21 protein-coding genes are annotated in these 23675 nt (G+C 72.4%); 13 read left to right on the top strand and 8 right to left on the bottom strand.

The genetic code is table 11. The features are described 5' to 3' along the window. Positions 1-10 precede the first annotated feature (10 nt). Positions 11-1396, bottom strand: a complete 1386-nt coding sequence (locus ABZW17_RS26865; protein ID WP_354819775.1) for a carboxylesterase family protein — start codon at positions 1394-1396, stop codon at positions 11-13. A gap of 56 nt (positions 1397-1452) precedes the next feature. Between ABZW17_RS26865 and ABZW17_RS26870 the strand changes: the two genes are divergently transcribed. The 3 genes from ABZW17_RS26870 to ABZW17_RS26880 are packed head-to-tail and all read left to right on the top strand — an operon-like array spanning position 1453 to position 4474. Next, positions 1453-1860, top strand: a complete 408-nt coding sequence (locus tag ABZW17_RS26870) for a nuclear transport factor 2 family protein (protein ID WP_354819778.1) — start codon at positions 1453-1455, stop codon at positions 1858-1860. A gap of 33 nt (positions 1861-1893) precedes the next feature. Further along, positions 1894-3777, top strand: coding sequence for a Na+/H+ antiporter (locus tag ABZW17_RS26875; RefSeq protein WP_354819781.1), 1884 nt, complete (start codon positions 1894-1896; stop codon positions 3775-3777). Between the two features lie 10 nt (positions 3778-3787). Then, positions 3788-4474: a histidine phosphatase family protein gene (locus ABZW17_RS26880; RefSeq protein ID WP_354819784.1), complete on the top strand. Its 687-nt coding sequence runs from the start codon at positions 3788-3790 to the stop codon at positions 4472-4474. On the opposite strand, the gene ABZW17_RS26885 is transcribed toward ABZW17_RS26880, so the two are convergent. Both ABZW17_RS26885 and ABZW17_RS26890 read right to left on the bottom strand, forming a co-directional pair. Then, positions 4458-5201 carry an ABC transporter permease gene (locus ABZW17_RS26885; RefSeq protein WP_354819787.1) on the bottom strand — a complete coding sequence of 248 codons (744 nt, stop codon included), beginning with the start codon at positions 5199-5201 and terminating at the stop codon, positions 4458-4460. The genes ABZW17_RS26880 and ABZW17_RS26885 overlap by 17 nt on opposite strands. 17 nt (positions 5202-5218) lie before the next feature. Further along, positions 5219-5692, bottom strand: a complete 474-nt coding sequence (locus ABZW17_RS26890) for an MmpS family transport accessory protein (RefSeq protein ID WP_354819790.1) — start codon at positions 5690-5692, stop codon at positions 5219-5221. Between the two features lie 157 nt (positions 5693-5849). On the opposite strand from ABZW17_RS26890, the gene ABZW17_RS26895 reads away from it, so the two are divergent. The 4 genes from ABZW17_RS26895 to ABZW17_RS26910 all read left to right on the top strand — a co-directional run bounded on the left by ABZW17_RS26895 (position 5850) and on the right by ABZW17_RS26910 (position 9556). Beyond that, on the top strand, positions 5850-6743 hold the full coding sequence (locus tag ABZW17_RS26895; protein ID WP_354819793.1) for a helix-turn-helix domain-containing protein: 894 nt from the start codon (positions 5850-5852) through the stop codon (positions 6741-6743). Positions 6744-6849: 106 nt separating this feature from the next. Continuing rightward, entirely contained in the window at positions 6850-7827 is a 978-nt protein-coding gene (locus ABZW17_RS26900; protein WP_354819796.1) for a LacI family DNA-binding transcriptional regulator, read from the top strand. A 440-nt stretch (positions 7828-8267) separates the two neighbouring features. Next, the gene (locus tag ABZW17_RS26905) at positions 8268-8849 is read left to right on the top strand and encodes a DNA-binding protein (RefSeq protein WP_354819799.1); all 582 of its coding nucleotides are present in this window, start codon (positions 8268-8270) and stop codon (positions 8847-8849) included. A 50-nt stretch (positions 8850-8899) separates the two neighbouring features. Continuing rightward, the gene (locus ABZW17_RS26910; protein ID WP_354819802.1) at positions 8900-9556 is read left to right on the top strand and encodes an RES family NAD+ phosphorylase; all 657 of its coding nucleotides are present in this window, start codon (positions 8900-8902) and stop codon (positions 9554-9556) included. Between the two features lie 76 nt (positions 9557-9632). Here ABZW17_RS26910 and ABZW17_RS26915 read toward each other — a convergent pair whose 3' ends face one another. Together ABZW17_RS26915 and ABZW17_RS26920 are read right to left on the bottom strand one after the other, a co-directional pair. Further along, positions 9633-11564, bottom strand: coding sequence for a S9 family peptidase (locus tag ABZW17_RS26915; protein WP_354819805.1), 1932 nt, complete (start codon positions 11562-11564; stop codon positions 9633-9635). A gap of 50 nt (positions 11565-11614) precedes the next feature. Next, on the bottom strand, positions 11615-12577 hold the full coding sequence (locus ABZW17_RS26920) for a TerC family protein (RefSeq protein ID WP_354819808.1): 963 nt from the start codon (positions 12575-12577) through the stop codon (positions 11615-11617). Positions 12578-12870: 293 nt separating this feature from the next. On the opposite strand from ABZW17_RS26920, the gene ABZW17_RS26925 reads away from it, so the two are divergent. Genes ABZW17_RS26925 through ABZW17_RS26940 form a run of 4 tightly spaced genes read left to right on the top strand, consistent with a single transcriptional unit; the run spans position 12871 to position 17963 of the window. Beyond that, positions 12871-15732, top strand: a complete 2862-nt coding sequence (locus ABZW17_RS26925; RefSeq protein WP_354819811.1) for an alpha/beta fold hydrolase — start codon at positions 12871-12873, stop codon at positions 15730-15732. Between the two features lie 31 nt (positions 15733-15763). Beyond that, complete coding sequence (locus ABZW17_RS26930; protein ID WP_354819814.1) at positions 15764-16690, top strand: ABC transporter permease subunit; 927 nt, start codon at positions 15764-15766, stop codon at positions 16688-16690. A 27-nt stretch (positions 16691-16717) separates the two neighbouring features. Then, positions 16718-17191, top strand: a complete 474-nt coding sequence (locus tag ABZW17_RS26935; protein ID WP_354819817.1) for a hypothetical protein — start codon at positions 16718-16720, stop codon at positions 17189-17191. 31 nt (positions 17192-17222) lie between these two features. Beyond that, the gene (locus ABZW17_RS26940; RefSeq protein WP_354819820.1) at positions 17223-17963 is read left to right on the top strand and encodes an enoyl-CoA hydratase/isomerase family protein; all 741 of its coding nucleotides are present in this window, start codon (positions 17223-17225) and stop codon (positions 17961-17963) included. Here the strand turns inward: ABZW17_RS26940 and ABZW17_RS26945 are convergent. Continuing rightward, positions 17960-18463 (bottom strand): SRPBCC family protein, encoded by a 504-nt coding sequence (locus tag ABZW17_RS26945; RefSeq protein WP_354819823.1) that lies wholly within the window; start codon positions 18461-18463, stop codon positions 17960-17962. The genes ABZW17_RS26940 and ABZW17_RS26945 overlap by 4 nt on opposite strands. A gap of 235 nt (positions 18464-18698) precedes the next feature. On the opposite strand from ABZW17_RS26945, the gene ABZW17_RS26950 reads away from it, so the two are divergent. Further along, a complete protein-coding gene (locus tag ABZW17_RS26950; protein WP_354819826.1) occupies positions 18699-20084 on the top strand; it encodes a S28 family serine protease in 1386 nt (461 codons plus the stop codon). A 59-nt stretch (positions 20085-20143) separates the two neighbouring features. After that, positions 20144-20533, top strand: a complete 390-nt coding sequence (locus tag ABZW17_RS26955) for a VOC family protein (protein ID WP_354819829.1) — start codon at positions 20144-20146, stop codon at positions 20531-20533. Positions 20534-20854: 321 nt separating this feature from the next. On the opposite strand, the gene uvrB is transcribed toward ABZW17_RS26955, so the two are convergent. Beyond that, complete coding sequence (gene uvrB, locus ABZW17_RS26960) at positions 20855-23011, bottom strand: excinuclease ABC subunit UvrB (protein WP_354819831.1); 2157 nt, start codon at positions 23009-23011, stop codon at positions 20855-20857. A 46-nt stretch (positions 23012-23057) separates the two neighbouring features. Next, positions 23058-23669, bottom strand: a complete 612-nt coding sequence (locus ABZW17_RS26965) for a carboxymuconolactone decarboxylase family protein (RefSeq protein WP_354819834.1) — start codon at positions 23667-23669, stop codon at positions 23058-23060. Positions 23670-23675 lie beyond the last annotated feature (6 nt).

A 23675-nucleotide genomic window follows, 5' to 3' on the forward strand; every position in this document is an offset into this window, starting at 1 on the left:
CCGCCCCGGCTCAGTCCCAGAGCAGGCGCTGCTCGCGGTCCGGATCGGACACGGTGGCGCTGACGTCGTCGAAGAGCCGCGTCACGCGGTCCGCCGTCGTGTAGCGCGGCCAGCCCGGGTCGCCGGTGGCGACGAACCGGACCCAGGTCCCGAACATCTCCGTCGCCACCGCCTGCATCCGCTCGGCCGGGAACGTCCGCCCGGCGAAGAGGAAGCGCCAGTTCCGGTTCCGGATGTCGTCGAACACCAGCGGCAGGTCGAGGCCGTGGGCCGCGCCGAGGCCCTTGCCGCGTGGGGCGATGCGCCAGTCCAGGCGGTACATCCACGCGTCCGGCTGCTTTTCGGCGAAGCGGATCGCCGGGATCCACCAGTCCCCCGCGGTCAGCGCGCGGTTGCGGATCTGGTCCTCGGGCCAGTCGAGCAGGTCGTCATACGCCGCAACGGCTTTTTCCACGGCGGCCGCGTCCAGCATCGTCGAGCCGACGCCCAGCAGCTTCGCGCCCCCCGACTGCAGCCAGCTGAACAGGTCCTCCTCGTCGGCCGTGGTGCCGATCAGCAGCGGGACCTCGCGGACGGCGTCGAGCGGGCGGCCCGGCAGCAGCTCGTCGCCGACGACCACGCGGTAGGTCACCTTGGTCCCCGAGACGGCCGAAACCCGTTGCTGCGCTTGAAGAATCCGCGTGACCGGGAGCGTGGCGAGGTCGCCCGGGACGGCGTCGAGCTCGGCGAGGACGGCGTCGGCCACCGCCGCGCCTTCGTCCGCCGTGTGGACGACCGAGCCGACGCCGGTGCCGCTCTGCACGATCGCCCGGTGGACCAGCCCGCGCGTGGCGGGCACGGCCAGCAGCGTCCCGACGGTCCGGCCGCCGTTGGACTGCCCGGCCAGGGTGACCCGGCCCGGGTCGCCGCCGAACGCGCCGGCGTTGTCCCGCACCCATCCGAGGGCGGCGACCTGGTCGCGCAGCGAGAGGTTCGAGTCGGCGACGCCGGGCAGGTGCAGCATCCCGAGCACGCCGAGCCGGTAGCCGACAGTCACCACGACCACGCCGGCGCGGGCGTACGCGGAGGCGTCGAACTGGTGCGGCGCGCCCATCACGCCCCCGCCGCCGTGGATCCACACCAGCACCGGGTACGAGCCGGGGTCCGCCGGCGCGTAGACGTTCAGGTAGAGGCAGTCCTCGTCGCCGGTGAAACCGCGCCCGGTGAGTTCGGGCTGCGGCGCCCGCGGCGCCCACTTCGTGGCGTCGCGCACCCCGGTCCACGGCTTCGCGGGCCGGGGCGCGCGAAACCGCAGCTCCCCCACCGGCGGCTCGGCGTAGGGCACGCCGAGGAACGTCCGGACCCCGTCGTGCCGGGTCCCGCGCAGGCCGCCGGCCGCGATCTCCACCGTCGTCACGCGGCCCAGCCTAGGGACTTGCCCTGGAGCGCGCTCCAGCGTGTTGACTGGGCCCCATGACCGCAGCCGAGAACAAGCAGCTCCTCAGGACGGCGTTCGACGCCTGGGCCACCGGCGACATCCGCCCGCTGGTCGCGGCCATGGCCGACGACGTCACGTGGACGGTGAGCGGCCACAACAGCTGGTCCGGCCGCTTCACCGGCAAGGACTCGGTCCGCCGCGACCTGCTCGGCCCACTCGGCGCGCAGTTCGACGGCACCTACACGAGCACGGCGAGCCGGTTCGTCGCCGAGGACGACGTCGTGGTGGTCGAGACGCAGGGCGGCGTCGCCACGAAGGCCGGGGCGCGCTACGACAACAAGTACTGCTTCGTGTTCCGCGTCACCGGCGGCCGGATCCGCGAGATCACCGAGTACATGGACACCCAGCTGGTCGCCGAGGTACTCGGTGAGCTGGCCAGGTGACACCCGCCGCGGCGGACGGGTAATGATTAGCCCGTGCACGTAGCTGCAGAGATAGTGGCGCTGGTCGTGACGGTCCTCGTCGTCAGCGCGGTGGCGCGGCGGCTGGACTGGTCCGCACCGCTGTGCCTGATCGTCGTCGGCGTCGCCGGCTCGTACGTCCCCGGCGTGCCCGAGGTCCACCTCGATCCCGAGGTCGTGCTGCTCGGCCTGCTCCCGCCGCTGCTGTACTCGGCGGCCATCCAGACGTCGCTGGTCGACTTCCGGAAGAACCGCAGCGCGATCGGGCTGATGTCGGTCGGGCTCGTCGTGTTCACCGCGCTCGGCGTCGGCGTGGTGGCCTGGGCGGTGATCCCCGGGCTCCCGCTGGCCGGCGGCATCGCGCTCGGCGCCGTCGTCGCACCACCGGACGCGGTCGCGGCCAGCGTCGTCGCCCGGCGGGTCGGCATGCCGCGCAAGCTGATCCGGCTGCTGGAAGGCGAGAGCCTCTTCAACGACGCCGCCGCCCTGGTCGCCCTGCGCACGGCCATCGCCGCGCTGGCCGGCTCGGTCAGCCTCTGGCAGGTCGGCGCGGACTTCTTCCGCGCGGCCATCGGCGGGGCGGTGGTCGGCCTGGTCGTCGGGTTCGTGGCCGCGTTCATCCGCGCCCGGATGGACGAGCCGGTGCTCGACACGGCGCTGTCGTTCGCGGTGCCGTTCATCGCCTACATCCCGGCCGAGGCGATCCACGGCTCCGGCGTGCTCGCGGTCGTCATCGCCGGGCTCATCCTCGGTCACAAGGCGCCGCAGATCCTCTCGGGCTCGACGCGGCTGGCGTCCCGGCTGAACTGGCAGACCATCCAGTTCCTGCTGGAGAACATGGTCTTCCTGCTGATCGGCCTGCAGCTGCGGCGGATCCTCGCCGAGGTCGGCGAGAGCGGGCTGTCGCTGGTCATGCTGACCTGGATCTGCGTCGCCGTGCTCGGCGCGACCATCCTCACCCGGGTGCTGTGGATGGCCGGGATCGGCACCGTGAAGCGCGTCGAGCGGCGGCTGCTGCCGAAGAAGCCGCGGGCGAAGATCTGGCCGTGGCGCTACTCGGCCGTCATCGCGTGGGCGGGCATGCGCGGGGTGGTGACGCTGGCGGCCGCGTTCGTGCTGCCCGCCGACACCCCGCAGCGGGCCGTGCTGGTTCTCGCGGCGTTCGTCGTCGTGGCCGGCACCCTGGCCGTGCAGGGCATGACGCTGCCGCCGCTGATCCGGCGGCTGCGCCTGCCGCGGCCGGACCCGGCGGAGGACGCGCTGCAGGAGGCGGCCGTCCTGCACGACATGACCCGCGCGGCGCTGGCCAAGCTGGAGGAGATCCGGACGGACGACGACCCGCCGGAGATCATCCAGCGCCTGCGCGACCGGCTGCAGCACCGCGCCGACTCGGCGTGGGAGCAGCTCGGCCGGCAGAGCGCGCTGGCCGAGACGCCGAGCGACGCCTACCGGCGGCTGCGGCTGACGCTGCTGGAGGTGGAACGCGACCAGTTCCTCAAGGCCCGCGACAGCGGCAGCGCCGACGACGACGTCCTGCGCAAGGTCCTGGAGCGGCTCGACATCGAGGAGTCGATGCTGGACCGCGACGAGGCCGAGCCCGACGTCGAAGGCCGCGAGCTGCGCACCCCGGCCGCGACGGCGGGGTCGTGCAAGCACCTGGCCCACGAGTGGGTCGACAAGGACCCCAGCTCGGCCGACAGCTGCGCGGCCTGCCTCGCCGAGGGCACCACGTGGGTCCACCTGCGGATGTGCCTGAAGTGCGGCAACGTCGCCTGCTGCGACTCCTCGCCGCGCCGGCACGCGACCCAGCACTTCCACGAATCCCGCCACCCGGTCATGCGCAGCTTCGAGCCGGGCGAGACGTGGCGATGGTGTTTCGTGGACAAGCAACTCGGCTAGGGTCGGGGCCATGAGCACCCCGGAACAGGAGATCGAGTACCGCCAGCACCGCTTCAGCCCGCCCCCGGGCTCGACGGAGATCTTCCTGGTCCGGCACGGCGAGTCGGCCCCGGCCCGCGGCGACGACCCGTTCGAGCTCGTCGACGGCCAGGCCGACCCGGACCTCGCCCCGGAGGGCCGCGACCACGCCCGGCGCGTCGGCGAGCGGCTCGCCGGGGAGCGGATCGACGCGATCTACGTGACGACGTTGCGCCGCACGGTGCAGACGGCCGCGCCGCTGGCGGAGAAGCTCGGGCTGACCCCGGTCGTCGAGCCGGACCTGCGGGAGATCCACCTCGGCGACTGGGAGAACGGCCTGTTCCGGAAGTACACCGCCGACGGCCACCCGATCGTCGACCGGCTGTGGACCGAGCAGCGCTGGGACGTGATCCCGGGCGCGGAGTCCGACGAGCGGTTCGGCGCCCGCCTGCGCGGCGCGCTCACCCGCATCGCGGCCGCGCACCCCGATCGGCGCGTCGCGGTGTTCACCCACGGCGGCGTGATCGGCGAGGTGTTCGCGCAGGCCAGTCGCTCGGTCGAGCGGTTCGCGTTCCTCGGCGCCGACAACGGGTCGATCTCGCACCTGGTGCTGCACGGCGACACCTGGATCGTGCGGCGCTTCAACGACACCGCGCACCTGGCTACTCCGCTCGGCTGAGCTTCCCGGCCGCGACGAGCTGCACGGTCACCAGGATCGCGACGGCCTCCGCGGCGAGCAGCCCGATCAGCACGAGCACCTGCGTCAGCCCGGCCTGGACCGGCCCGGCGCCGCCGAGCAGCACGCCGACGTAGGCGCCGGGGAGCGTCACCAGGCCGACCGTGCGGGTCTGGTCGAGGGCCGGGATGAGCGCGTGCCCGGCCGACGGGCGGCAGATCTCGAGCGCGGCCGGGCGCGGCAGGAACCCCAGCGCGAGGGCGGCTTCGTACTCGCCGTGGCGGGCCTTCAGCTCGTCGAGGGCGCGGCGCGCGGCCTGCGAGGTGGCGGTCATCGCGCCGCCGATCACGATCCCGGCGATCGGCACGACGGCGATCGGCTTCGGCGGGACGACCCCGGCGCCGAGGACCAGCGCGAGCACGGGGGCGACACCGGCGGCGATGGCCAGCGCCGTCCACGGCAGGTTCCGGCGGGTGCCGACGCGCCGCGCCGACGTCACCGCGGCGATGCCGAACATCAGCAGCACGAAGAGGCCGGTGAGCGGGACCGAGCGCAGGACGGCGGTGATCACCAGGGAGACGGCGGCGAGCTGGGCCACCGCCCGCACGGCGGCGATCAGGACAGCACGCCCCGAGCCGAGCCCGCCCGCCTGGACGACGGCGGCGCCGGCGAGGGTGAGCAGGAGCAGGACGGCCACCAGGGCCGGCCCGAAGGTGATCGCGGCGTTCACGCCGCCGATCCTGCCGTCTAGACGGCGCAGCTGAAGAGGCGGTCCGGTCCCGTCTCGGTCTTTTCCGCGACGACGACGCCGTCGACGACGATCCGGCAGCGCAGTTCGCCGGGCCCGGGGTTCCGGGCGGCGATGCTGTAGAACTCGGTGCGGCCGGCGGGCCCGACCCGGGTGAACTGCGTCGACCACGGCGTCGCGACCTCGGCGTGCTGGGTCAGCGCCGAGCCCTCGGCGGCGAAGGTGACGTTGCGGGCGCCGTTCGCGCCGAGCAGCTCGTAGACGACGGTGTGGCTCACGGTGCGGACGGCGGCGGGTGCGACCGGCGCGGTGGCGGGCTCGTCCTTGACGGGTCCGCGCGCGGACCGGGGCACGACGTAGGCGGACACCGCGAAGGCCGCGGCGAGCACCCCGAGGACGACGACGAAGCTGCCGGCCGACCGAGCCCGCGCGGTGCAGTCGGCCGGGGGCCGGGTCGCGGTGGGAACACCCATGGAGAGGTCTTCTCTCGTCCCGCGCACTTCCGTCGAGTGCGTCGATGTATATCTCGCCGTGACCTGACGGGGCGTTAGCGCTCTTCGCCGGGAAATCCGATGTTCACCCGGACGGGGGGCCGCGGTTTTTGTCGGACCCCGGAGGCATGATCGGGGTGTGTACGACGAGAAGCTCCCGCCGTGGCAGCTGCGGGACGTGGCGCGCTGCGTGTGGCGATCGGCTTCGGAGGGTCCGAAGCGGATCGTCCCCGACGGCTGCGTGGACCTGGTGGCGGGCGACGGCGAGGTGTTCGTGGCGGGCCCGGACACGACGGCGTGGTCCTCCGTGACGGCGCCGGGAGCGGTGCTGAGCGGAGTGCGCTTGCGGCCCGGCCGCGCGGCGGCGGTGCTGGGCGTGGCGGCGGACGAGCTGCGGGACCGGCGGGTGCCGCTGGGCGAGGTGTGGGGGCGAGCCGGGTCGCTGGTGGCGGAGCGGGTGCTGGCCGGGCAGTGGTCGTTGGCGGAGGCGGTGGGGTCGCGGCTTTCGGGTGCGCCGCCGGAGGACGCGGCGGTGATGGCGTTGATCGGCCGGCTGGACGCGGGGGCGGCGCGGGTCGGTGAAGCGGCGGCGGGGTTGGCGCAGGGTAGCGCGAGGGCGGCCCGGGTCGGTGAAGCGGCGGCGGGGCTGGCGCAGGGAGGCGCGGATCGGGAGGGGGAAAGTTTCGCGGCCGCCGTCCTCGCCCGCCCCGGCGGCGTCTCGCCCGATCGCGCGGCGATCCGGGTCGAAGATCCTGTGCCGGGTGCGGTGGGCGAACGGCGGCTGCGGCGGCGGTTCGTCCAGGCCGTCGGCTACGGGCCGGCCACCTACCTCCGCGTCAGCCGCTTCCAGCGTGCCGTCACGCTGGCGCCGCGCACCCCCGGCCTGGCCGCGCTGGCCGCCGCCGCGGGGTACGCCGATCAAGCGCACCTGAGCCGGGACTGCCGCGCGCTCACCGGCCGCACGCCGCGGGCCTACTTCCGCCGTCCCTCCACAGTGGACGTGGCGGAGCGTGATCGACTCCGTTCGGCGTAACCCGCGCGGACAACCGGAAGTGGCTGGTCACCCGAAAAGGTAAGCGGACGGTAAACGACTACCAAGAGCGCTATCCTCCCCCTCGACGAGTGATCAGGGAGGGCCCGTGGCCACCATCAGCGACGTCGCGGCAAGAGCCGGCGTCTCCACGGCGACGGTGTCGCGCGCGCTCAACGGGAAGTCCACTGTGGACCCCACGTTGGCCGCGCGGGTCCAGGAGGCGGCCGCGGAGCTCGGCTATCACCCGAACGGGCTGGCCCGCAACCTCCGCCGTCAGGAGACGGCGGTGCTCGCGCTGATCATCTCCGACGTAGAGAACCCGTTCTTCACCGCCATCGCGCGCGGCGTGGAGGATCTCGCGCAGCGGTCCGGGTATTCGGTGGTGCTCTGCAACTCGGACGAGAACGAGGACAAGGAGCGCCGCTACATCGAGGTCGCGCTGCAGGAGCGGGTCGCCGGCGTGGTGCTTTCGCCCACGGGCCGGTCGACGAACGTCGAGGGCCTGCACCGCCAGGGCACCCCGTTGGTGGCGGTGGACCGCCCGTTGCCGGCGGCGGCGGGCGACCAGGTCCTGGTCGACACCCGCCACGCGGCGGCCGAGGCCACCCGCCACCTGCTGGCCGGCGGCTACGAACGAGTGGGTTGCCTGACGGGCCCGGCCGGCGTCCGCACGGCCGACGACCGCCTGGCGGGCTACGCGGACGTGGTCGGCGAAGCGAACATCCTGTCCCGGCGGGCGGAGTACCGCGCGGAGGGCGCCCGGCTGGCGGCGCTGGAACTGCTCGACGCGCCATCGCCGCCGGACGCCCTGCTGGTGGCGAACAGCACGATGGCGATCGGAGTCCTGGAGGCGTTGTCGGCCCGCGGCCTGCGCCCGGGCAGCGACGTGGGCATCGTTTCGTTCGACGACGCACCCTGGACAACCCTGATCGACCCCCCGCTGACGGTGGTGGCCCAGCCGGCGTACGAGGTGGGCCGCGTGGCGGCACAGCTCCTGCTGGCCCGGATCACCGACAGCAGCCGCGACGCAACGACCACGACGCTCGAGGCGCGCTTGATCGTGCGGAAGAGCTCCCGCCGCTGAGGCCGGAGGAGGAAGGGACACCTGGAGGGTCGACTCGCGTCCCCGAAGGGTCGACTCGCGTGCCTGGAGGGTCGGCTCGCGTGCCTGGAGGGTCGGTCACGTGATCCGGGAGCGACGTGCCTGGGGGGCCGGCTCGTGCCGGGCCCCCCAGGCACGCCCCACCCCCTGTGTCCCCCAATACCGGCGCCGAGGACGCCGGATCCGTGAGCACGGAGCGGAAATCGTTTACTCACCGGCAACCTAGGTCCGCGAACCAGCAGTGTCAAGCCGACCCGGGGCTGGACAACCCACCCCCGCCCGGGCACACTTACCGGAAGTTGCTCACTCAACGTGTTGGATGATGTGCCGTAAGTGTCGATCTCTGGTGAATTCACCCACAGACAGGGCAAGAAACCGCACGAACCCGCACACGCGCGCTGTTTCGGGTTAACCTGAGCCACATGTCTGTAGCGCTGGAGAACATCCTCGCCAAGGCGGGCCTCAAGGTCGACGCGAACGAGTTCCTCACACTCGTCGAGGACGCGGCGCGCAGACTCTCCCCACCGAACCCCGATCCCTCGCACTACTTCTCGGCCGACCAGCGCGCCGCGCTCGCCGACGTCGGGCTCGATCTCTCGCCCCGGCGGGAAGACGAACCCGACTTCCGGGCGCGGACCGTCGCCGCGCACGCCGTGCTCGCCGAGGGGGCGCTCAGCGTCAACGAGGCCGCCAAGGCCCTCGGGGTCGACGACAGCCGCATCCGGCACCGCCTCAAGGAAGGCCGGCTGACCGGGTGGAAGGACGGCGGCTGGCGGCTGCCCGCCTGGCAGTTCGCCGGCTCCGGCGTGCTCCCCGGCCTCGAAGTCGTCCTCAAAGCCCTGCCCGACGACCAGCCCGCGCTCGTCGTCGCCGCCTTCATGAGCACTCCGCAGCCCGACCTGGTCATCAACGACCACCCGGCGACCCCGCGCCAATGGCTGCTCTCCGGTGGTGATCCGGACCACGTAGCCCGCCTCATCGCCACGCTCGGCACGCCACTCTAGGCTGAACCCTCCGAGCAAGATCACCGACAAGGACGGACCACCCCCGACCCATGGCCCGGCTCCCGCTGCCGCCCGCCCGATCCGTCCTGGTCCGGCAGCTGAACCGCGCCGACGACGTGGTGACGGTCCAGCCCGCGACCAGGCTCGTCCGGATCTTCACCGCGCACGGCAACCACCCCCAGCAGTGGAACTCGTTCCGCTACACCGGCCCGCTCCCGCACGGCCGGTTCGACCAGCAGTCGCCCGGGCGCGGGGGCACGCCGGTCACCGACCCCGCCAACGGCGTCCTCTACTTCGGCCTCACCGTGCGCACGTCGGTCGCCGAGGTGTTCCAGACGAGCTCGACCGTCGACCGCCGCACCCGCGGCCCCCGGCTGGTCGTCGTCCGCCCGACGCGCACGCTGCGGCTGCTCGACCTGACCGGCCTCTGGCCGACGCGGGTCGGCGCGTCCCAGGAGATTTCCAGCGGCCCGAAGAAGCTCACCCAGGCGTGGGCCCGCGCGATCCGCGGCGCGTTCAGCGACCTCGACGGCCTCTGGTACCGCTCGTCGATGGACTCGGGCGACCCCGCGATCTGCCTGTGGGACCCGCCGGCGGGCGCCGCGCTGCCGATCGCGCCGGACGTGCTGCTGCCGCTGGACCACCCCGGCCTCGACGTCCCGCTCGGCCGCGTCTGCGAAGAGCTGAACTACACGCTGCTGAACTGAGCCGCCAGCACCGGGACGACCGCCCGCAGGTCGGGCCCGAGGGTGCCGTCGACGTCGAAGCGGACCAGGCCGCGCGTCACAGGTGCCGCGACCACCACTCCAGGATCGCGTCGAAGCGCTGCACCCGGTGCCGCGGGCGGCCCGAGCGGCTCAGCTCGTGCCCTTCCCCGGGGAACAGCAGCATCTCCGCCGGCGCGCCCGCGCGGCGCAGGGCCACGAACATCCGCTCCGCCTGCTCAAGCGGGCACCGCCAGTCCTGCTCCGAATGCACCACCGCGAACGGGATCCCGATCTGCGCCGCGTACGACATTGGCGACTTCTCGCGCTGCACCTCCGGCGAAGCACCGATGTACGCGTCGACGAAGAAGTAGCCGATGTCGGAGCTGCCGACCATCGAGTCCCACGCGTTGACCGCGCGCTCGCTCCACGCCGCCTTGAAGCGGTCGCCGTGGTGGGCGGCCAGCCAGCTCGTCATGAACCCGCCGTAGGAGCCACCCATGATGCCGACGCGGGAGGCGTCCAGGTCCGGGCGTTCGAGCGCCTTGTCGAGCAGGGCCAGGACGTCGTCGACGTCGACCGTGCCGAAGGCGTGGGTGATCGCGTGGCCGTGCGACTGGCCGTAGCCCGCCGACCCGCGCGGGTTGCCGACCACGACCGCGTAGCCCGCCGACGCGTACACCTGCGCCTCGTCGAACAGGGCCCACTCCTGCTGCGTGAACGGGCCGCCGTGGACCACACGCAGCACCGGGTGCGGACCCTCGCCCTCGGGCAGCACCAGCCAGCCGTGCACCGGGTAGCCGTCCGGCGCGGTCGTCTCCAGCTCGATCATCGGCCGGATGCCCTTGTCCCGCAACGGCTTCGCGTAGTCGGTGAGCACCCGCGGGCCGCCGTCGCCGAGCAGCACGACCTCGCCCGGCGTCGACGGCGTCGCGATCACCGCCACCAGCACCGGGCCGTCCAGGGTGAACGACCGCACCACGGCCTGGTCCGCGTAGACCACCGGCAGGTCGCCCAGCGGGGCCCCGGAGGCGCCGACGGGGACCGCGCGCAGTTCGACCGCGCCGCGGTTGCGGACCGCCACCAGGACGTCGTCCCCGCGCGGCGCCGGCGGACCGGCCGCGGCCTCGCAGTCCACGGTCTCGGCGTCGGTGAGCCGGCGGCCCGTCACCGGGTCGGCGCCGAACTCCGGCGCCGCCGCGTAAAGCCCGGTCGGCGCGGCTTCGTGGTGGTCCTCGAAGGACTGTCCGAAGTAGAACAACGTGCCGTCGGGGCCGAACGCCGGCCGCTCCGCGTAGCCGTCGCACCGCACGACCACCGACGGCTCGCCGCCGGATGCGGGGATCGCACAGATGTCGCGGAAGTCGCTTTCGGCCGCGCCCCACTCCGGCGGCGCGGTGAAGACCACGCGGGTGCCGTCCGGCGTCCACACCGGGTGGGCCGCGTCGAACCCGTCGCCGGTCAGCGGCTCGGGTTCCCCGGGCTCGACGGCGTCGACGACGAACAGCCGCTGCATGCGGTCGCGCAGGAACCCGACGTCGTCGATCCGGTAGTCCATGCGCGTGATCCGCCGCGGCGCCTCGGCGGCCGGCTCCGGCGTCTCGCCGTCGGCGTCGGGTGTCCCGTAGCGGCCCGCTTCGGGCACGCGCGCGGTGAACGCGATCCGCCGCGAGTCCGGCGCCCACACCGGCTCCCCGGCCCCGAGGGGCAGCGACGTCAGCCTGCGGGCCTCCCCGCCGTCCGACGGCATCACGTGCAGCTGCGGGCTGCTGTCCGAACCCTCGCCCGCGCGCAGGAACGCCACCCGGCGCCCGTCCGGCGAGATCGCCGGGGCGGAGTCGCGCCGGCCGTGGGTCCACGCGGACTCACCGCCGTCGAGCGCCACGCGCCGCAGCGCGCCGAGCGCGGCGTTCGCCTTCAGGTTCGGCTGCTTCAGCGCGGTGAGCAGCAGGTTCCCGCGCAGGGCGGGACGGCCGGGGGTGACGAGGTCTTCGATGTCGGCAGGACGCACGTCCCGACCGTACCCGATTCCTTAGCGATGCGAACGACTTTTGCCGGGAGTCACGCGACGACCTGCTTGCGCTCGTCGCGCCGGGCCTTGGCCAGGCTGGCCACCGTGGTCACGGTCAGCACGACGACGATCACGCCGAGGGAGATCCAGTTGTTGATGTCCAGCCAGTCCGGCACGACGTGGTACTCGTGCAGGGCGTGCAGGAACAGCTTGGCGCCGATGAACGCGAGGATCACCGCGAGGCCGTAGGTGAGGTAGACGAGCTTCGTCACCAGGCCGCCGAGCAGGAAGTACAGCTGCCGCAGGCCCATCAGGGCGAACGCGTTGGCGGTGAAGACGAGGAACGCCTCCTGCGTGATGCCGAAGATCGCCGGGATCGAGTCGACGGCGAAGAGCAGGTCCGCCGAGCCGATGGCCACGATCACCAGCAGCATCGGCGTGATCATCCGCTTGCCGCCGATCTTCACCGTGTAGTGGTGGCCGTGGTAGTCGTCGGTCACCGGGGCGATCTTGCGGACCTGCCGGGTGACGGCGTTCTCGTGGTACTCCTCTTCCTCGCCCTTGCCGCGCAGCATGCTGACGGCCGTCCAGACGAGCACCGCGCCGAAGAGGAAGAACACCCAGACGAACTGCTCGATGAGCGCGGCGCCGATGGCGATGAAGACGCTGCGGAAGCCCAGCGCGAGCAGGATGCCGACCAGCAGCACGCGGTGCTGGTGGATGGCGGGCACCTTGAACGACGCCATGATGATCATGAAGATGAACAGGTTGTCGACGCTCAGCGAGTACTCGGTGATGTAGCCGGTGAAGAACTCGACGCCCGGGTCGTGCCCGGCGAAGATCCACACGCCGGCGCCGAAGAGCACGGCGCACGAGATGTAGAAGATGACCCAGCGAGCGGCTTCCCCCGTGGTCACCTCGTGCGGCTTGCGATCGACGATGACCAGGTCCAGCGCGATCAACGCGAGCAGGCCACCGATCGTGGCGATCCACAGCCACAGGGGGACAGTCATGGAACTCGAACCTCCGGATAGTGCGCAGCAGCAACTAACCGGAGGTCTCTCCCGCCGGTGGAACCACCGGCCGACGGTGCCGGGGGCGCAGGGCCACCGTGCTGACGACACCGCCGCGAAGGAATACTCCCCTCACAGCGCGTCCAGTTTGCCGGTTCTTCCCACCGAAAGCCAGCCGGGATCGCGCACGTCACCGGGTTGGGCCTGTAATTCCGGTCACTTCGGTCCACCAGGTGGTCGCGCAACCGGGTCTGGTGAGGACACTCTCAGGAATCTTCACATACGGTCACGTCGTGCCCCGACTCCCGCTCCCGCGCACCCGCCGAGCCCGGCTCACGGCCCTCGGCGCCGTCGTGGTGGTGCTCGCTGCCGCGACCGTCCTCTGGGCGACGCGCGACACGGCCCCACCCGCCGTGCCCACCCAGGACGCCCTGCTCGACCTGCCCGCCGCCCCCGGCTCGGCGCAGCAGGTCAAGATCGACACGACCACCTACCTCCCGGCGAGCCTGCCCGCGCCGGCCGTCCTGCTCGCGCACGGCTTCGGCGGGGACAAGAGCAGCGTCGCCGACGACGCCCGCGAACTCGCGCGCAAGGGCTTCGTCGTGATGACGTGGTCCGCGCGCGGGTTCGGCAAGAGCACCGGCAAGATCGGGCTCAACGACCCGGACGGCGAGGTCGCCGACGCCAGCCGGCTGATCGACCGGCTCGTCGCGCAGCACCAGGTCACCCTCGACGCGAAGGGCGACCCGAAGGTCGCCGTCACCGGCGCCTCCTACGGCGGTGCGCTGTCGCTGCTGCTGGCCGGCACGGACAAGCGCGTCGACGCGATCGCGCCGGTGATCACCTACAACGACCTCGCGCAGGGCCTCGTCCCGAACGCGGCGTCCCCCGCGGCCACGGCCCCGGGCACCCCGTCCGCCGGCGCCTTCGCGGCCGACGGCGTCTTCAAGAAGAGCTGGGCCGGCATTTTCTTCTCGGCCGGTTCCGGCGCCGCCGCGAGCGGCTCGCCGTCGGCCGAAGCACCGGAAGCCGGGCAGGAGACCGACGCCGGGGCCACCGGCGCCGCCGGAGCAGCCGGGGCCGCGCTCCCCGCGGCGCCGCCGGGGGCGGGCGGGCCGCGCGGCGGCCCCGCCGACCCGTGTGGCCGGTTCACCGCCGCGGTCTGCCGCGCCTACACCGAACTCGGCACCACCGGGCAGGCGAGCCAGGCGAGCGTCGACCTGCTGCGCCGCGTCTCCCCCGCGTCCGTCACGAGCAAGATCACCGTGCCGACGCTGCTGGTACAGGGCGAAAGCGACACGCTGTTCGGCCTCGACCAGTCCGACGCGAACGCCCGGCAGATCACCGCGGCGGGCGGCAAGGTCAGGACGATCTGGTACACCGGCGGCCACGACGGCGGCAAGCCGGGCCCGCAGCTGCGGGCCAAGATCGGCGACTTCCTCAAGACGGCGCTGGACGGCGGCGACCCGGGCACCGGCTTCAGCTACGACGTCCAGGGCACGTTGCGCGCCAACGGGACGCCGTCGGTCCGCACGGTCACCGCGCCCGCCTACCCCGGGCTGACCGGGCCGGCCACCGAACGGCGGCTGCTCGCGCTGAACGGGCCCGCGCAGCCGGTGGTGCGCCCGGCCGGGGCGAACCCGGCCGCGGTCAGCGGGATCCCCGGCCTCAACGGCGTGGCGAGCAGCTCGTCGCGGCTGGGCGCGCTGTTCAGCAACGACCCGCCCGGTCAGGCCGCGCAGTTCACCACGGCCCCCTTCGACGGCCAGGTCGTCATCAGCGGCTCGTCCACCGTGCGGCTGCAGGTCGCCGCGGACCCGGCGCACCCGCAGCCGGACGCGGTGCTGTTCGCGAAGCTCTACGACGTCGGGCAGGACGGCTCGCGCGTGCTGCCGGCCAACGCCATCGCGCCGTTCCGGGTGAGCGGGCTGCCCGCCGACGGCACCCCGGTCGACGTCACCGTGACCCTGCCCGGCATCGTCCGGCCGATCGAGGGCGGGCACTCGCTGCGGCTGGTCGTCGGGACCACCGACCAGGCGTTCGCCGCCCCGGCCGCGCCCGCGGTGTTCCGCATCGCGCTGGCCGGCGGCACCGCGTTGGCCGTGCCCGTCGTCCCCGGGACGTCGGTCGGTTCGCCGGCTCCCGTCGGGCAGCTGGCCGGCATCGCCGTGACGCTGGCGATCGGCCTCGCCGCGGTGCTCTTCGCGGCGCTGCGCCGCCGCCGCGCCACCGACGTCGACCCCGAGCTCGCCACCACCCCGCTGGTCATCGAGGGGCTGCGCAAGCAGTACGCGGGCGGGTTCGTCGCGGTGAAGGACCTGTCGTTCCGCGTCGAGCCGGGCCAGGTGCTGGGCCTGCTCGGGCCGAACGGCGCGGGCAAGACGACCACCCTGCGGATGCTGATGGGGCTGATCACGCCGACCGCGGGCAGCATCCGCGTGTTCGGGCACAAGATCGCCCCGGGCGCGCCGGTGCTCTCGCGCATCGGCTCGTTCGTCGAGGGGTCCGGCTTCCTGCCGCACCTGTCCGGCCGGGCGAACCTCGAGCTGTACTGGGCGGCGACCGGGCGGCCGGCCGAAAAGGCGCACTTCGCGGAGGCGCTGGAGATCGCCGGGCTCGGCTCGGCCGTCGACCGCCGGGTGCGGACCTACAGCCAGGGCATGCGGCAGCGGCTGGCGATCGCGCAGGCGATGCTCGGCCTGCCGGAGCTGATGGTGCTCGACGAACCGACCAACGGGCTCGACCCGCCCCAGATCCACCAGATGCGCGAGGTGCTGAAGCGGTACGCCGCGACCGGCCGCACGGTGGTGGTGTCCAGCCACCTGCTGGCCGAGGTCGAGCAGACCTGCACGCACGTCGTGGTCATGCACCGCGGTTCGCTGGTCGCCTCGGGCGAGGTCGGCGAGCTGGCCGCGGCGGGCGGCGAGGCGACGTTCCGGGTCGACGACCCGGCCGCGGCCGCGGCGGCGCTCAAGGCGCTCAGCGGGGTCACCGACGTCGACGTGGACGGCGAGCTCGTCCACGCGAACCTCGGCGAGCTGCCGCGCGCCGAGGGGGTGGCCGCCCTGGTGCGCGCCGGTGTCGCGGTGGAGCAGGCCGGCCCTCGGCGCCGGCTCGAAGACGCGTTCCTGCAACTGGTCGGAGATGAGTCATGACCGCCGACGTACTCCCTCCCGCGGAGGCGAAATGAGCACCGAGGGTGTGCACACCGATCCGCACGCGCTCGACGAGCTGAGCGACCTCGCGTCGGCCGAGCACGCCGGCGTCGGGCCGGACGGCGCGGTCGAGGGTTACTCGGCGCGGCGGACGCTGCGGCTCGGCGTCGAGCTGCGGCGCCAGCTCAAGCGGCGCCGCACGCAGTTCCTGCTCGGGTTCGTCGCGCTGCTGCCGTTCATCCTGGTGATCGCGTTCGAAGCGGGGCAGTCGAACCCGAACCGGCGCAGCGGCGGGTTCGTCGACCTGGCCACGGCGTCCGCGCCGAACTTCGTCGTGCTGGCGCTGTTCGTGTCGGGGACGTTCCTGCTGCCGATGATCGTGGCGTTGTTCTTCGGCGACACGATCGCGAGCGAAGCGTCGTGGTCGAGCCTGAAGTACCTGCTCGCGGTGCCGGTGCCCCGGCAGCGGGTGCTGCGGCAGAAGGCGATCGTGTCCGGGCTGCTGTCGGCGTTCGCGCTCGTGCTGCTGCCCTTGGTGTCGCTCGGCGTCGGGGTGATCTGGTACGGCGCGGGCGACGCGATCAGCCCGACCGGCGACGCGGTGTCCTTCGGCGACAGCCTGCTGGCCATCGCCCTGTCCACTGTGTACATCATCCTGCAGCTGGCCTGGGTGGCCGGGCTGGCGCTGGCGCTGAGCGTGTCGACCGACGCCCCGCTCGGCGCGGTCGGCGGCGCGGTGCTGGTGGCGATCCTGTCGCAGATCCTCGACCAGATCACCGCGCTGGAGGGGCTCCGCAACTACCTGCCGACGCACTACGCGTTCTCCTGGATGGACCTGATCTCGACCGACGTCGACTGGACCAACCTCGCGAGCGGGATGCTGTCGGTGGCCATCTACGGGACGGTGTTCTTCCTCTTCGCCGGGCGGAGGTTCGCTCAAAAAGACATCACCAGCTGACCCGCGAACCCGGCGTACGCTCCATCGATGACGTCCGCAGTGGAGTGGCACCAGCCGCCCGCGGCGCTGGTGCGGACGATGAACGTGGTGCTGCGCCGGGTGCTGCCCAGCCCGCTCGGCCGCGGCGTCGGCGAGTTCATGCTGCTCGCCTTCACCGGCCGGCGGACCGGGCAGCGCTACCGCGTGCCGGTCACCGCCCACCGCGTCGACGGCGACCTCTGCGCGCTGACGCCGGCGGGCTGGCGGCTCAACTTCCGCGGCGGCGCCGACGTCGACGTGACGTTCGCCGGCCGGACGACGCCGATGCGCGGGGTGCTGGTCGACGGCCGCGCCGAGGTGGCCCGGATCTACTCCGGCCGCATGACCGAGCTCGGCATGCGCCGGGCGGCCCGCATGATCGGGCTGAAGTTCCCGCTCGGCCGGCTGCCGACCCCCGACGAGGTCACCGAGCTGGTGCGCCGGGAGCACTTCGGCGTCGTCCGGTTGAGCGTCCGGACCTGACCGGCGGCCGGGCCCGCGGTACGGTCGGGCCGTGCCGATCACCCTGGACAGCCACCGCGACGTCGCCGTGCTCCGGATCGACCACGGCAAGGGCAACACCCTGGACACGGATTCGTGCCGCGAGCTGATACTCCGGCTCGAGGAGGCCGAGCAGGCCAGGGCCGTGGTGCTCACCGGAACGGGCGGGATCTTCTGCGCGGGCGTCGACCTCAAGCGCATCGACGACGGCGGCGCCCCGTATGTGGCGGAGTTCCTGCCGCTGCTGTCGGACGCGTTCCTCTCGGTGTTCGGCTTCCCGCGTCCGGTGGTGGCGGCCTTGAACGGCCACGCGATCGCCGGCGGCGCGGTCCTCGCCGCGGCCTGCGACCGCCGCGTGCTCGGCGCCGGCACGATCGGCGTCACCGAGCTCCTGGTCGGGGTGCCGTTCCCGCTGGCGGCCCTGGAGATCCTCCGCTGCACGTACGGAACCACCCGGCTGCCGTCGCTCACCTACTCGGGTGAAACGTGGCGCGGCCCGGACGCGCTGGCCCGCGGGCTGGCCGACGAGCAGGCGGCACCGGAGGCGGTGCTGGACCGGGCGATCGCCGCGGCGGCCCGGCTCGGCGAGCTGCCGGCCGAGGCGTTCGCGCACACGAAGGCCCAGATCCGGCAGCCGTTCCACGAGCGGATCGCCGAATACCGCCACTCGGACGACCCGCAGGTGGAGCGGATGTGGCAGACCGCCGAGGCCCTGGCCGCGGTGAAGTCCTATGTGGACCGGGTGCTCCGCTAGGCCGCGCGCACGCCGCTCTCGGCGAGGGACTTGATGCCCTCGACCGTCTTCTGCATGTTGGCCTGCAGCTCGCCGAGGCGCATCGCGACGATTTCCTCTTCGTGCTCCGGCATCGAACTGATGATCTTGGTCAGGTTGGAGGGGCCCGGGCCGATCTGGGCCCACTGGCGCAGGACGGTGCCGTCGCCGTCCGGGATCAGCTCGAAGCGCCACGAGGCCGCCGGGTTCGTCACGTCCATCACGGCCCAGGCGAACAGGCGGCCGGGCTCGTAACCCGTCACCGTCGAGACCGTCTCCCACTCCCCGGCGACCGGGTGGGAGTTGCGGCCGCGGAACTGCGCGCCGAGGCCGGGCTCGGCGCCCTCGAGCCAGCCGCCGCCCTGGAACTCGTTCGAGAACCGGGCCGGCAGGTCGACGTCCAGCAGCCACGACCAGACCTCGGCCGGCGGCGCGGCGATGCGGATTTCGACCTGGGTCGTAGGGCAGTCGGAAACCTTCATGGCGGACCCCTCGCTCGATGCCGGTGCCTACGGGTTCGGACCGTAACGTGGCGCCGATCGCCCGGACAACTCGCACGGTGCGCGCGGCTGCGCACACCGGAGGACGCCCGCCCCGGTGCCGCGCCACCCGCCGAAAGTCGGATCCTGACCGATTCTGCGCCCGGACAGCCGATTGCCGACCCGGGCCGGTTCTGTGAGGGTCCCACGGAGAGTTCCGACCCGGGGAGGGTGCTCGATGCGCAGACTTTTCACCGCCGGTGCGGTCCTGCTCGCGCTGGCCGGCCTGGCGCCGGCGGCCGCGGCGGCGCCCGACATCAAGACGGAGCTGCAGCGGATCCCGGGGCTGACCATCGTGTCGGAGGACGCGGCGCCGGCCGGGTTCCGGTTCTTCAAGCTGACCTACACCCAGCCCGCCGACCACCGCCACCCCGAGGCCGGCACGTTCCAGCAGCGGTTCACCCTGCTGCACCGGGACTTCGCCGCCCCGACGGTCGCCTACACGAGCGGCTACAACGTCGGCAGCGCCCCCAACCGGGCCGAGCCGACGCAGATCGTCGACGGCAACCAGCTTTCGATGGAGTACCGCTACTTCACGCCTTCGCGGCCGGAGCCGGAGAACTGGGCGAAGCAGCTGACGATCTGGCAGGCCGCCGCGGACGAGCACCGCGCGGTGCAGGCGTTCAAGGCGATCTACCCGGGCAAGTGGCTGGCCACGGGCGGCAGCAAGGGCGGCATGACCGCGACGTACTTCCGGCGCTTCTACCCCGACGACGTCGACGCGACGATCCCGTACGTCGCGCCCAACGACGTCATCGACCCGATCGACGTGTACAACAAGTTCCTGTCCCGCGTGGGCGACGATCCGGCGTGCCGCGCCGCGCTGAAGGCCATCCAGCGCGACGCGCTGAAGCGGCGTGACGAGCTGGGCGCGATCGCCGCGGCGGACGCGGCGCAGCGCGGGCTGACGTTCTCGATCGTCGGATCGGCGGACAAGTCCCTCGAGATTTCGGTGATCGACTCGTACTTCGCGTTCTGGCAGTACCAGAAGCAGTCGGACTGCGCGACGGTCCCGGCCCCGGGAGCACCGGCGGCCGACGTCTACGCCTGGTACGAGAAGGTGGAGAGCCTCAACACCTACTCCGACCAGGACCTGGCGCCCTACATCCCGTACTACTACCAGGCGGCGGTCCAGCTGGGGTCCCCCGAGGCGTACGACGGCTACCTCCGCGACCTGCTGCGCTACCCGGGCGCGGACCAGCCCAGGACGTTCGTGCCTTCGTCGATCCGGATGCCGCGTTTCGACTACCTGGCGATGCCGGACATCGACTTCTGGGTGAAGTCCCGCGGCACGCGGCTGCTGTTCGTGTACGGCTCGAACGACCCGTGGGGCGCGGAGCCGTTCGAGCTCGGCTTCGGCAGCCGCGACTCGTACCGCTACTACGTCCAGGGCGGCAACCACGGATCGAAGATCGCCCAGCTGGCCCCGGCCGAGGCCACCGCGGCGACGGCAACGGTCCGGCGGTGGGCGGGCCTGCCCCCGGCCGCTCCGCTGGCTTCCCGCTCGGCCCCGGCGGGCTTCCCGGACTTCGACGCGGACCTGACGCCCCGCGCGCGACTGTAACTTTTCTCAGGCCGGGCGTACTCTCACCACACCTGACGGCCCGGCCTGAGGAGGCGCGCATGCCTCGTCCCGTCCATTTCGAGATCCACGCGGGCGACCCCGAACGTGCGGTGGCGTTCTACACGGCGGTGTTCGGGTGGAAGTTCGAACGCTGGGGTGATGTGCCGTACTGGATGATCACCACGGGCGAAGGTGCCGGGATCGACGGGGGGTTGCTCCCCCGGCAGGGACCGGCGCCGGAGGCTTCGGCGCCGGTGCACGGGTTCGTGAACACGATCGACGTGGGGGATCTGGATCGTGCGCTGGGGGAGGTGAACCGGGCCGGGGGGACGTTGGCCTTGCCGAAGAACCCGGTGCCCGGGGTGGGGTGGCTGGCTTATTGCAAGGATACGGAGGGGAACGTTTTCGGGATGCTGCAGGCGGACGAGAACGCTCCGGCTCCGGAGTAGCCCTCGGGCTCATGAATGGTTCGCCGGGCACCCGATCGGGTTGACTTGCGCTGGCGGCCGTTGGTCCCGCTGTCGGTCATCCCGCGTTGGGGAGGCCCTTCATCCCGATCGCCCATTGTGACTACGGCCGGTGGTACCGCGTCAAGGCGGGAAAGCGTGCCTTGACCCGGCACCACCGGCCGTGTGGGGGCTTCGGATCGGGATGCAGGGCGGGGTCTGGCTGCCGGTCCTCCTCTTGCCACGGCTCGCGAGCAGCCCTTGCGGCCCGTCTGGCCGACCCTGCCCCGGCCCGCGCGGCGCGGCTCGGGGCAACCCGCCGGGCTACTTGATGCCGGCCGCGTCCATGCCCCTCAGCTCCTTCTTCAGGTCCGAGATCTCGTCTCGCAGGCGCGCTGCCAGCTCGAACTGCAGGTCGCGGGCTGCCTGCATCATCTGGTCGGTCATCTGCTGGATCAGGTCGGCCAGCTGGGCGCGGGGCATCGCCGACACGTCCTTGTCCACCAGCATTCCGGAGCTGCGGACCCGGTCGCCCTGCTCGGGCTTCTTGCCGCGCGAGGAGTTGCGGCCCGAGCCGCCCACCGAGACCTGTTCCGTATCCTCCGCTTCGCTGTACACGCGGTCGAGGATGTCCGCGATCTTCTTGCGCAGCGGCTGGGGGTCGACGCCCCGCTCCTTGTTGTACGCCACCTGCTTTTCGCGGCGGCGGTCTGTCTCCTCGATCGCGTGCTGCATCGAGTCGGTGATCTTGTCCGCGTACATGTGGACCTCGCCCGAGACGTTGCGCGCCGCGCGGCCGATCGTCTGGATCAAGGACGTTCCGCTGCGGAGGAAGCCCTCCTTGTCCGCGTCGAGGATCGCCACCAGCGAGACCTCCGGGAGGTCGAGGCCCTCGCGCAGCAGGTTGATGCCGACCAGCACGTCGAAGTCGCCCGCCCGCAGCTGGCGCAGCAGCTCCACGCGGCGCAGCGTGTCGACCTCCGAGTGCAGGTAGCGCACGCGGATGCCCAGCTCCAGCAAATAATCCGTCAGGTCCTCGGCCATCTTCTTCGTCAGCGTGGTGACCAGGACGCGCTCGTCCCGGTCCGCCCGCTCGCGGATCTCGTGGACCAGGTCGTCGATCTGACCCTCGGTCGGCTTCACGACCACCTTCGGGTCGACCAGGCCCGTCGGCCGGATCACCTGCTCGACGAACTCGCCGCCCGCCTGGCCCATCTCGTACGGGCCCGGGGTCGCCGACAGGTACACCGTCTGGCCGATCCGGTCGGAGAACTCCTCCCAGGTCAGCGGCCGGTTGTCGACCGCGCTCGGCAGGCGGAAGCCGTACTCGACCAGGTTCCGCTTCCGGGACATGTCACCTTCGTACATGCCGCCGATCTGCGGGACGGTCTGGTGCGACTCGTCGATCACCAGCAGGAAGTCGTCCGGGAAGTAGTCGATCAACGTCGCCGGCGCCGTGCCGGCGCCGCGGCCGTCGATGTGGCGCGAGTAGTTCTCGATGCCGGAGCAGAAGCCGACCTGGCGCATCATCTCGATGTCGTAGGCCGTGCGCATCCGCAGCCGCTGCGCCTCCAGGAGCTTGCCCTGCCGCTCCAGCTCGGCCAGGCGCTCCTCGAGTTCCTTCTCGATGCCCTGGATCGCCTTTTCCATCCGCTCCGGGCCGGCGACGTAGTGCGTCGCCGGGAAGATCCGGACCTCGTCGACCTCCTTGACGATGTCGCCGGTCAGCGGGTGCAGGTAGTAGAGCTTCTCGACCTCGTCGCCGAAGAACTCGACGCGGATCGCGAGCTCCTCGTACGCCGGGATGATCTCGACCGTGTCGCCGCGCGCGCGGAACGTCCCGCGGGCGAAGGCGATGTCGTTGCGCGTGTACTGGACGTCGACCAGCGCGCGCAGGAAGACGTCCCGGTCCAGCTGCATGCCGACGGCGAGCTTCGACGACCGGTCGAGGTAGGACTGCGGCGTGCCCAGGCCGTAGATGCAGGACACACTGGCGACCACGATGACGTCCCGCCGCGACAGCAGGTTCATCGTTGCCGAGTGCCGCAGCCGCTCGACGTCGTCGTTGATCGACGAGTCCTTCTCGATGTAGGTGTCCGTCTGCGCGATGTACGCCTCGGGCTGGTAGTAGTCGTAGTAGCTGACGAAGTACTCGACCGCGTTGTGCGGGAAGAGCTCGCGCAGCTCGTTCGCCAGCTGGGCGGCGAGGGTCTTGTTCGGCGCCATGACCAGCGTCGGCCGCTGGACGCGCTCGATCAGCCACGCCGTCGTCGCCGACTTGCCGGTGCCGGTGGCGCCGAGCAGCACGACGTCCTTCTCGCCCGCCCTGACCCGGCGTTCGAGCTCGTCGATGGCCGCCGGCTGGTCACCGGCGGGCTGGTAGTCACTGATCACCTCGAACCGGCCGCCGGTCCGGGGGATCTCCGAGACGGGCCGGAAGTCGGACTGGGCGAGGACGGGGTGTTCGGTTGCGAAAGCCACGTCGACCAGAGTAGGCCGACCCACCGACAATTTCCGTCGGCCCTGGTCAGCGGGCCCGGAACACCGTGACCGAGGTGACATCCGGGCCGTCGACGGCGCAGTGCAGGACCGCGCCCGGGACGGCGTCGTCGCCGAAGCACGAGACCAGCACGCGGTCGGGGCCGGTCGCCTGGACCTCGGTGCGCGGGAACTCCGCCAGCACCTCGGCGACCTCGCCGTCCGGCGCCGCCAGGTGCGTGAGGACGACCTCGCGCGGCGAAGACGGCGGCGGGATCGGGAGGCCGTGGCCTTCGAAGAGGCGGTTCAGCTGGTCGGCGGCCGAAACGGCCCGCGGGAACCCGGCGAACGCGGCGGTCTGGACGACGACTTCGCACACCTCCGCGGGAGACAGCCCGGAGGCGAGCCCGGTGCGGAGGTGCACGCTGAGCGGCGGCCCGACCATCCCGGCGGCGACGATCGCGGCCAGCGTGGCGGCTTCGCGGGTGCGGGCGTCGAGCGCCGGGCGTTCGTGCAGGTGGCCGTAGACCGTGCCGACGGCCAGCTCGCCGAGCGCCGGGACGGTGGCGAAGAGCGCGTCGAGGCGCGCCTTCCCGCCTTCGACGAGCCCGGCGAAGTTCTCGCGGCCCCGGTCGTGGAGTTCGGCCATCGGTTCGGTCATCGTTCC

This window comes from Amycolatopsis sp. NPDC004625 (assembly GCF_040609695.1).
Lineage (GTDB): Bacteria > Actinomycetota > Actinomycetes > Mycobacteriales > Pseudonocardiaceae > Amycolatopsis.

Coding starts and splice junctions, on each gene's coding strand:
- ABZW17_RS26890 (WP_354819790.1), bottom strand. CDS start 5,692: ATGGGTGTTCCCACCGCGACCCGGCCCCCGGCCGACTGCACCGCGCGG.
- ABZW17_RS26910 (WP_354819802.1), top strand. CDS start 8,900: ATGGCCCGGCTCCCGCTGCCGCCCGCCCGATCCGTCCTGGTCCGGCAG.
- ABZW17_RS26880 (WP_354819784.1), top strand. CDS start 3,788: ATGAGCACCCCGGAACAGGAGATCGAGTACCGCCAGCACCGCTTCAGC.
- ABZW17_RS26920 (WP_354819808.1), bottom strand. CDS start 12,577: ATGACTGTCCCCCTGTGGCTGTGGATCGCCACGATCGGTGGCCTGCTC.
- ABZW17_RS26905 (WP_354819799.1), top strand. CDS start 8,268: ATGTCTGTAGCGCTGGAGAACATCCTCGCCAAGGCGGGCCTCAAGGTC.
- ABZW17_RS26955 (WP_354819829.1), top strand. CDS start 20,144: ATGCCTCGTCCCGTCCATTTCGAGATCCACGCGGGCGACCCCGAACGT.
- ABZW17_RS26950 (WP_354819826.1), top strand. CDS start 18,699: ATGCGCAGACTTTTCACCGCCGGTGCGGTCCTGCTCGCGCTGGCCGGC.
- ABZW17_RS26965 (WP_354819834.1), bottom strand. CDS start 23,669: ATGACCGAACCGATGGCCGAACTCCACGACCGGGGCCGCGAGAACTTC.
- ABZW17_RS26930 (WP_354819814.1), top strand. CDS start 15,764: ATGAGCACCGAGGGTGTGCACACCGATCCGCACGCGCTCGACGAGCTG.
- ABZW17_RS26935 (WP_354819817.1), top strand. CDS start 16,718: ATGACGTCCGCAGTGGAGTGGCACCAGCCGCCCGCGGCGCTGGTGCGG.
- ABZW17_RS26945 (WP_354819823.1), bottom strand. CDS start 18,463: ATGAAGGTTTCCGACTGCCCTACGACCCAGGTCGAAATCCGCATCGCC.
- ABZW17_RS26870 (WP_354819778.1), top strand. CDS start 1,453: ATGACCGCAGCCGAGAACAAGCAGCTCCTCAGGACGGCGTTCGACGCC.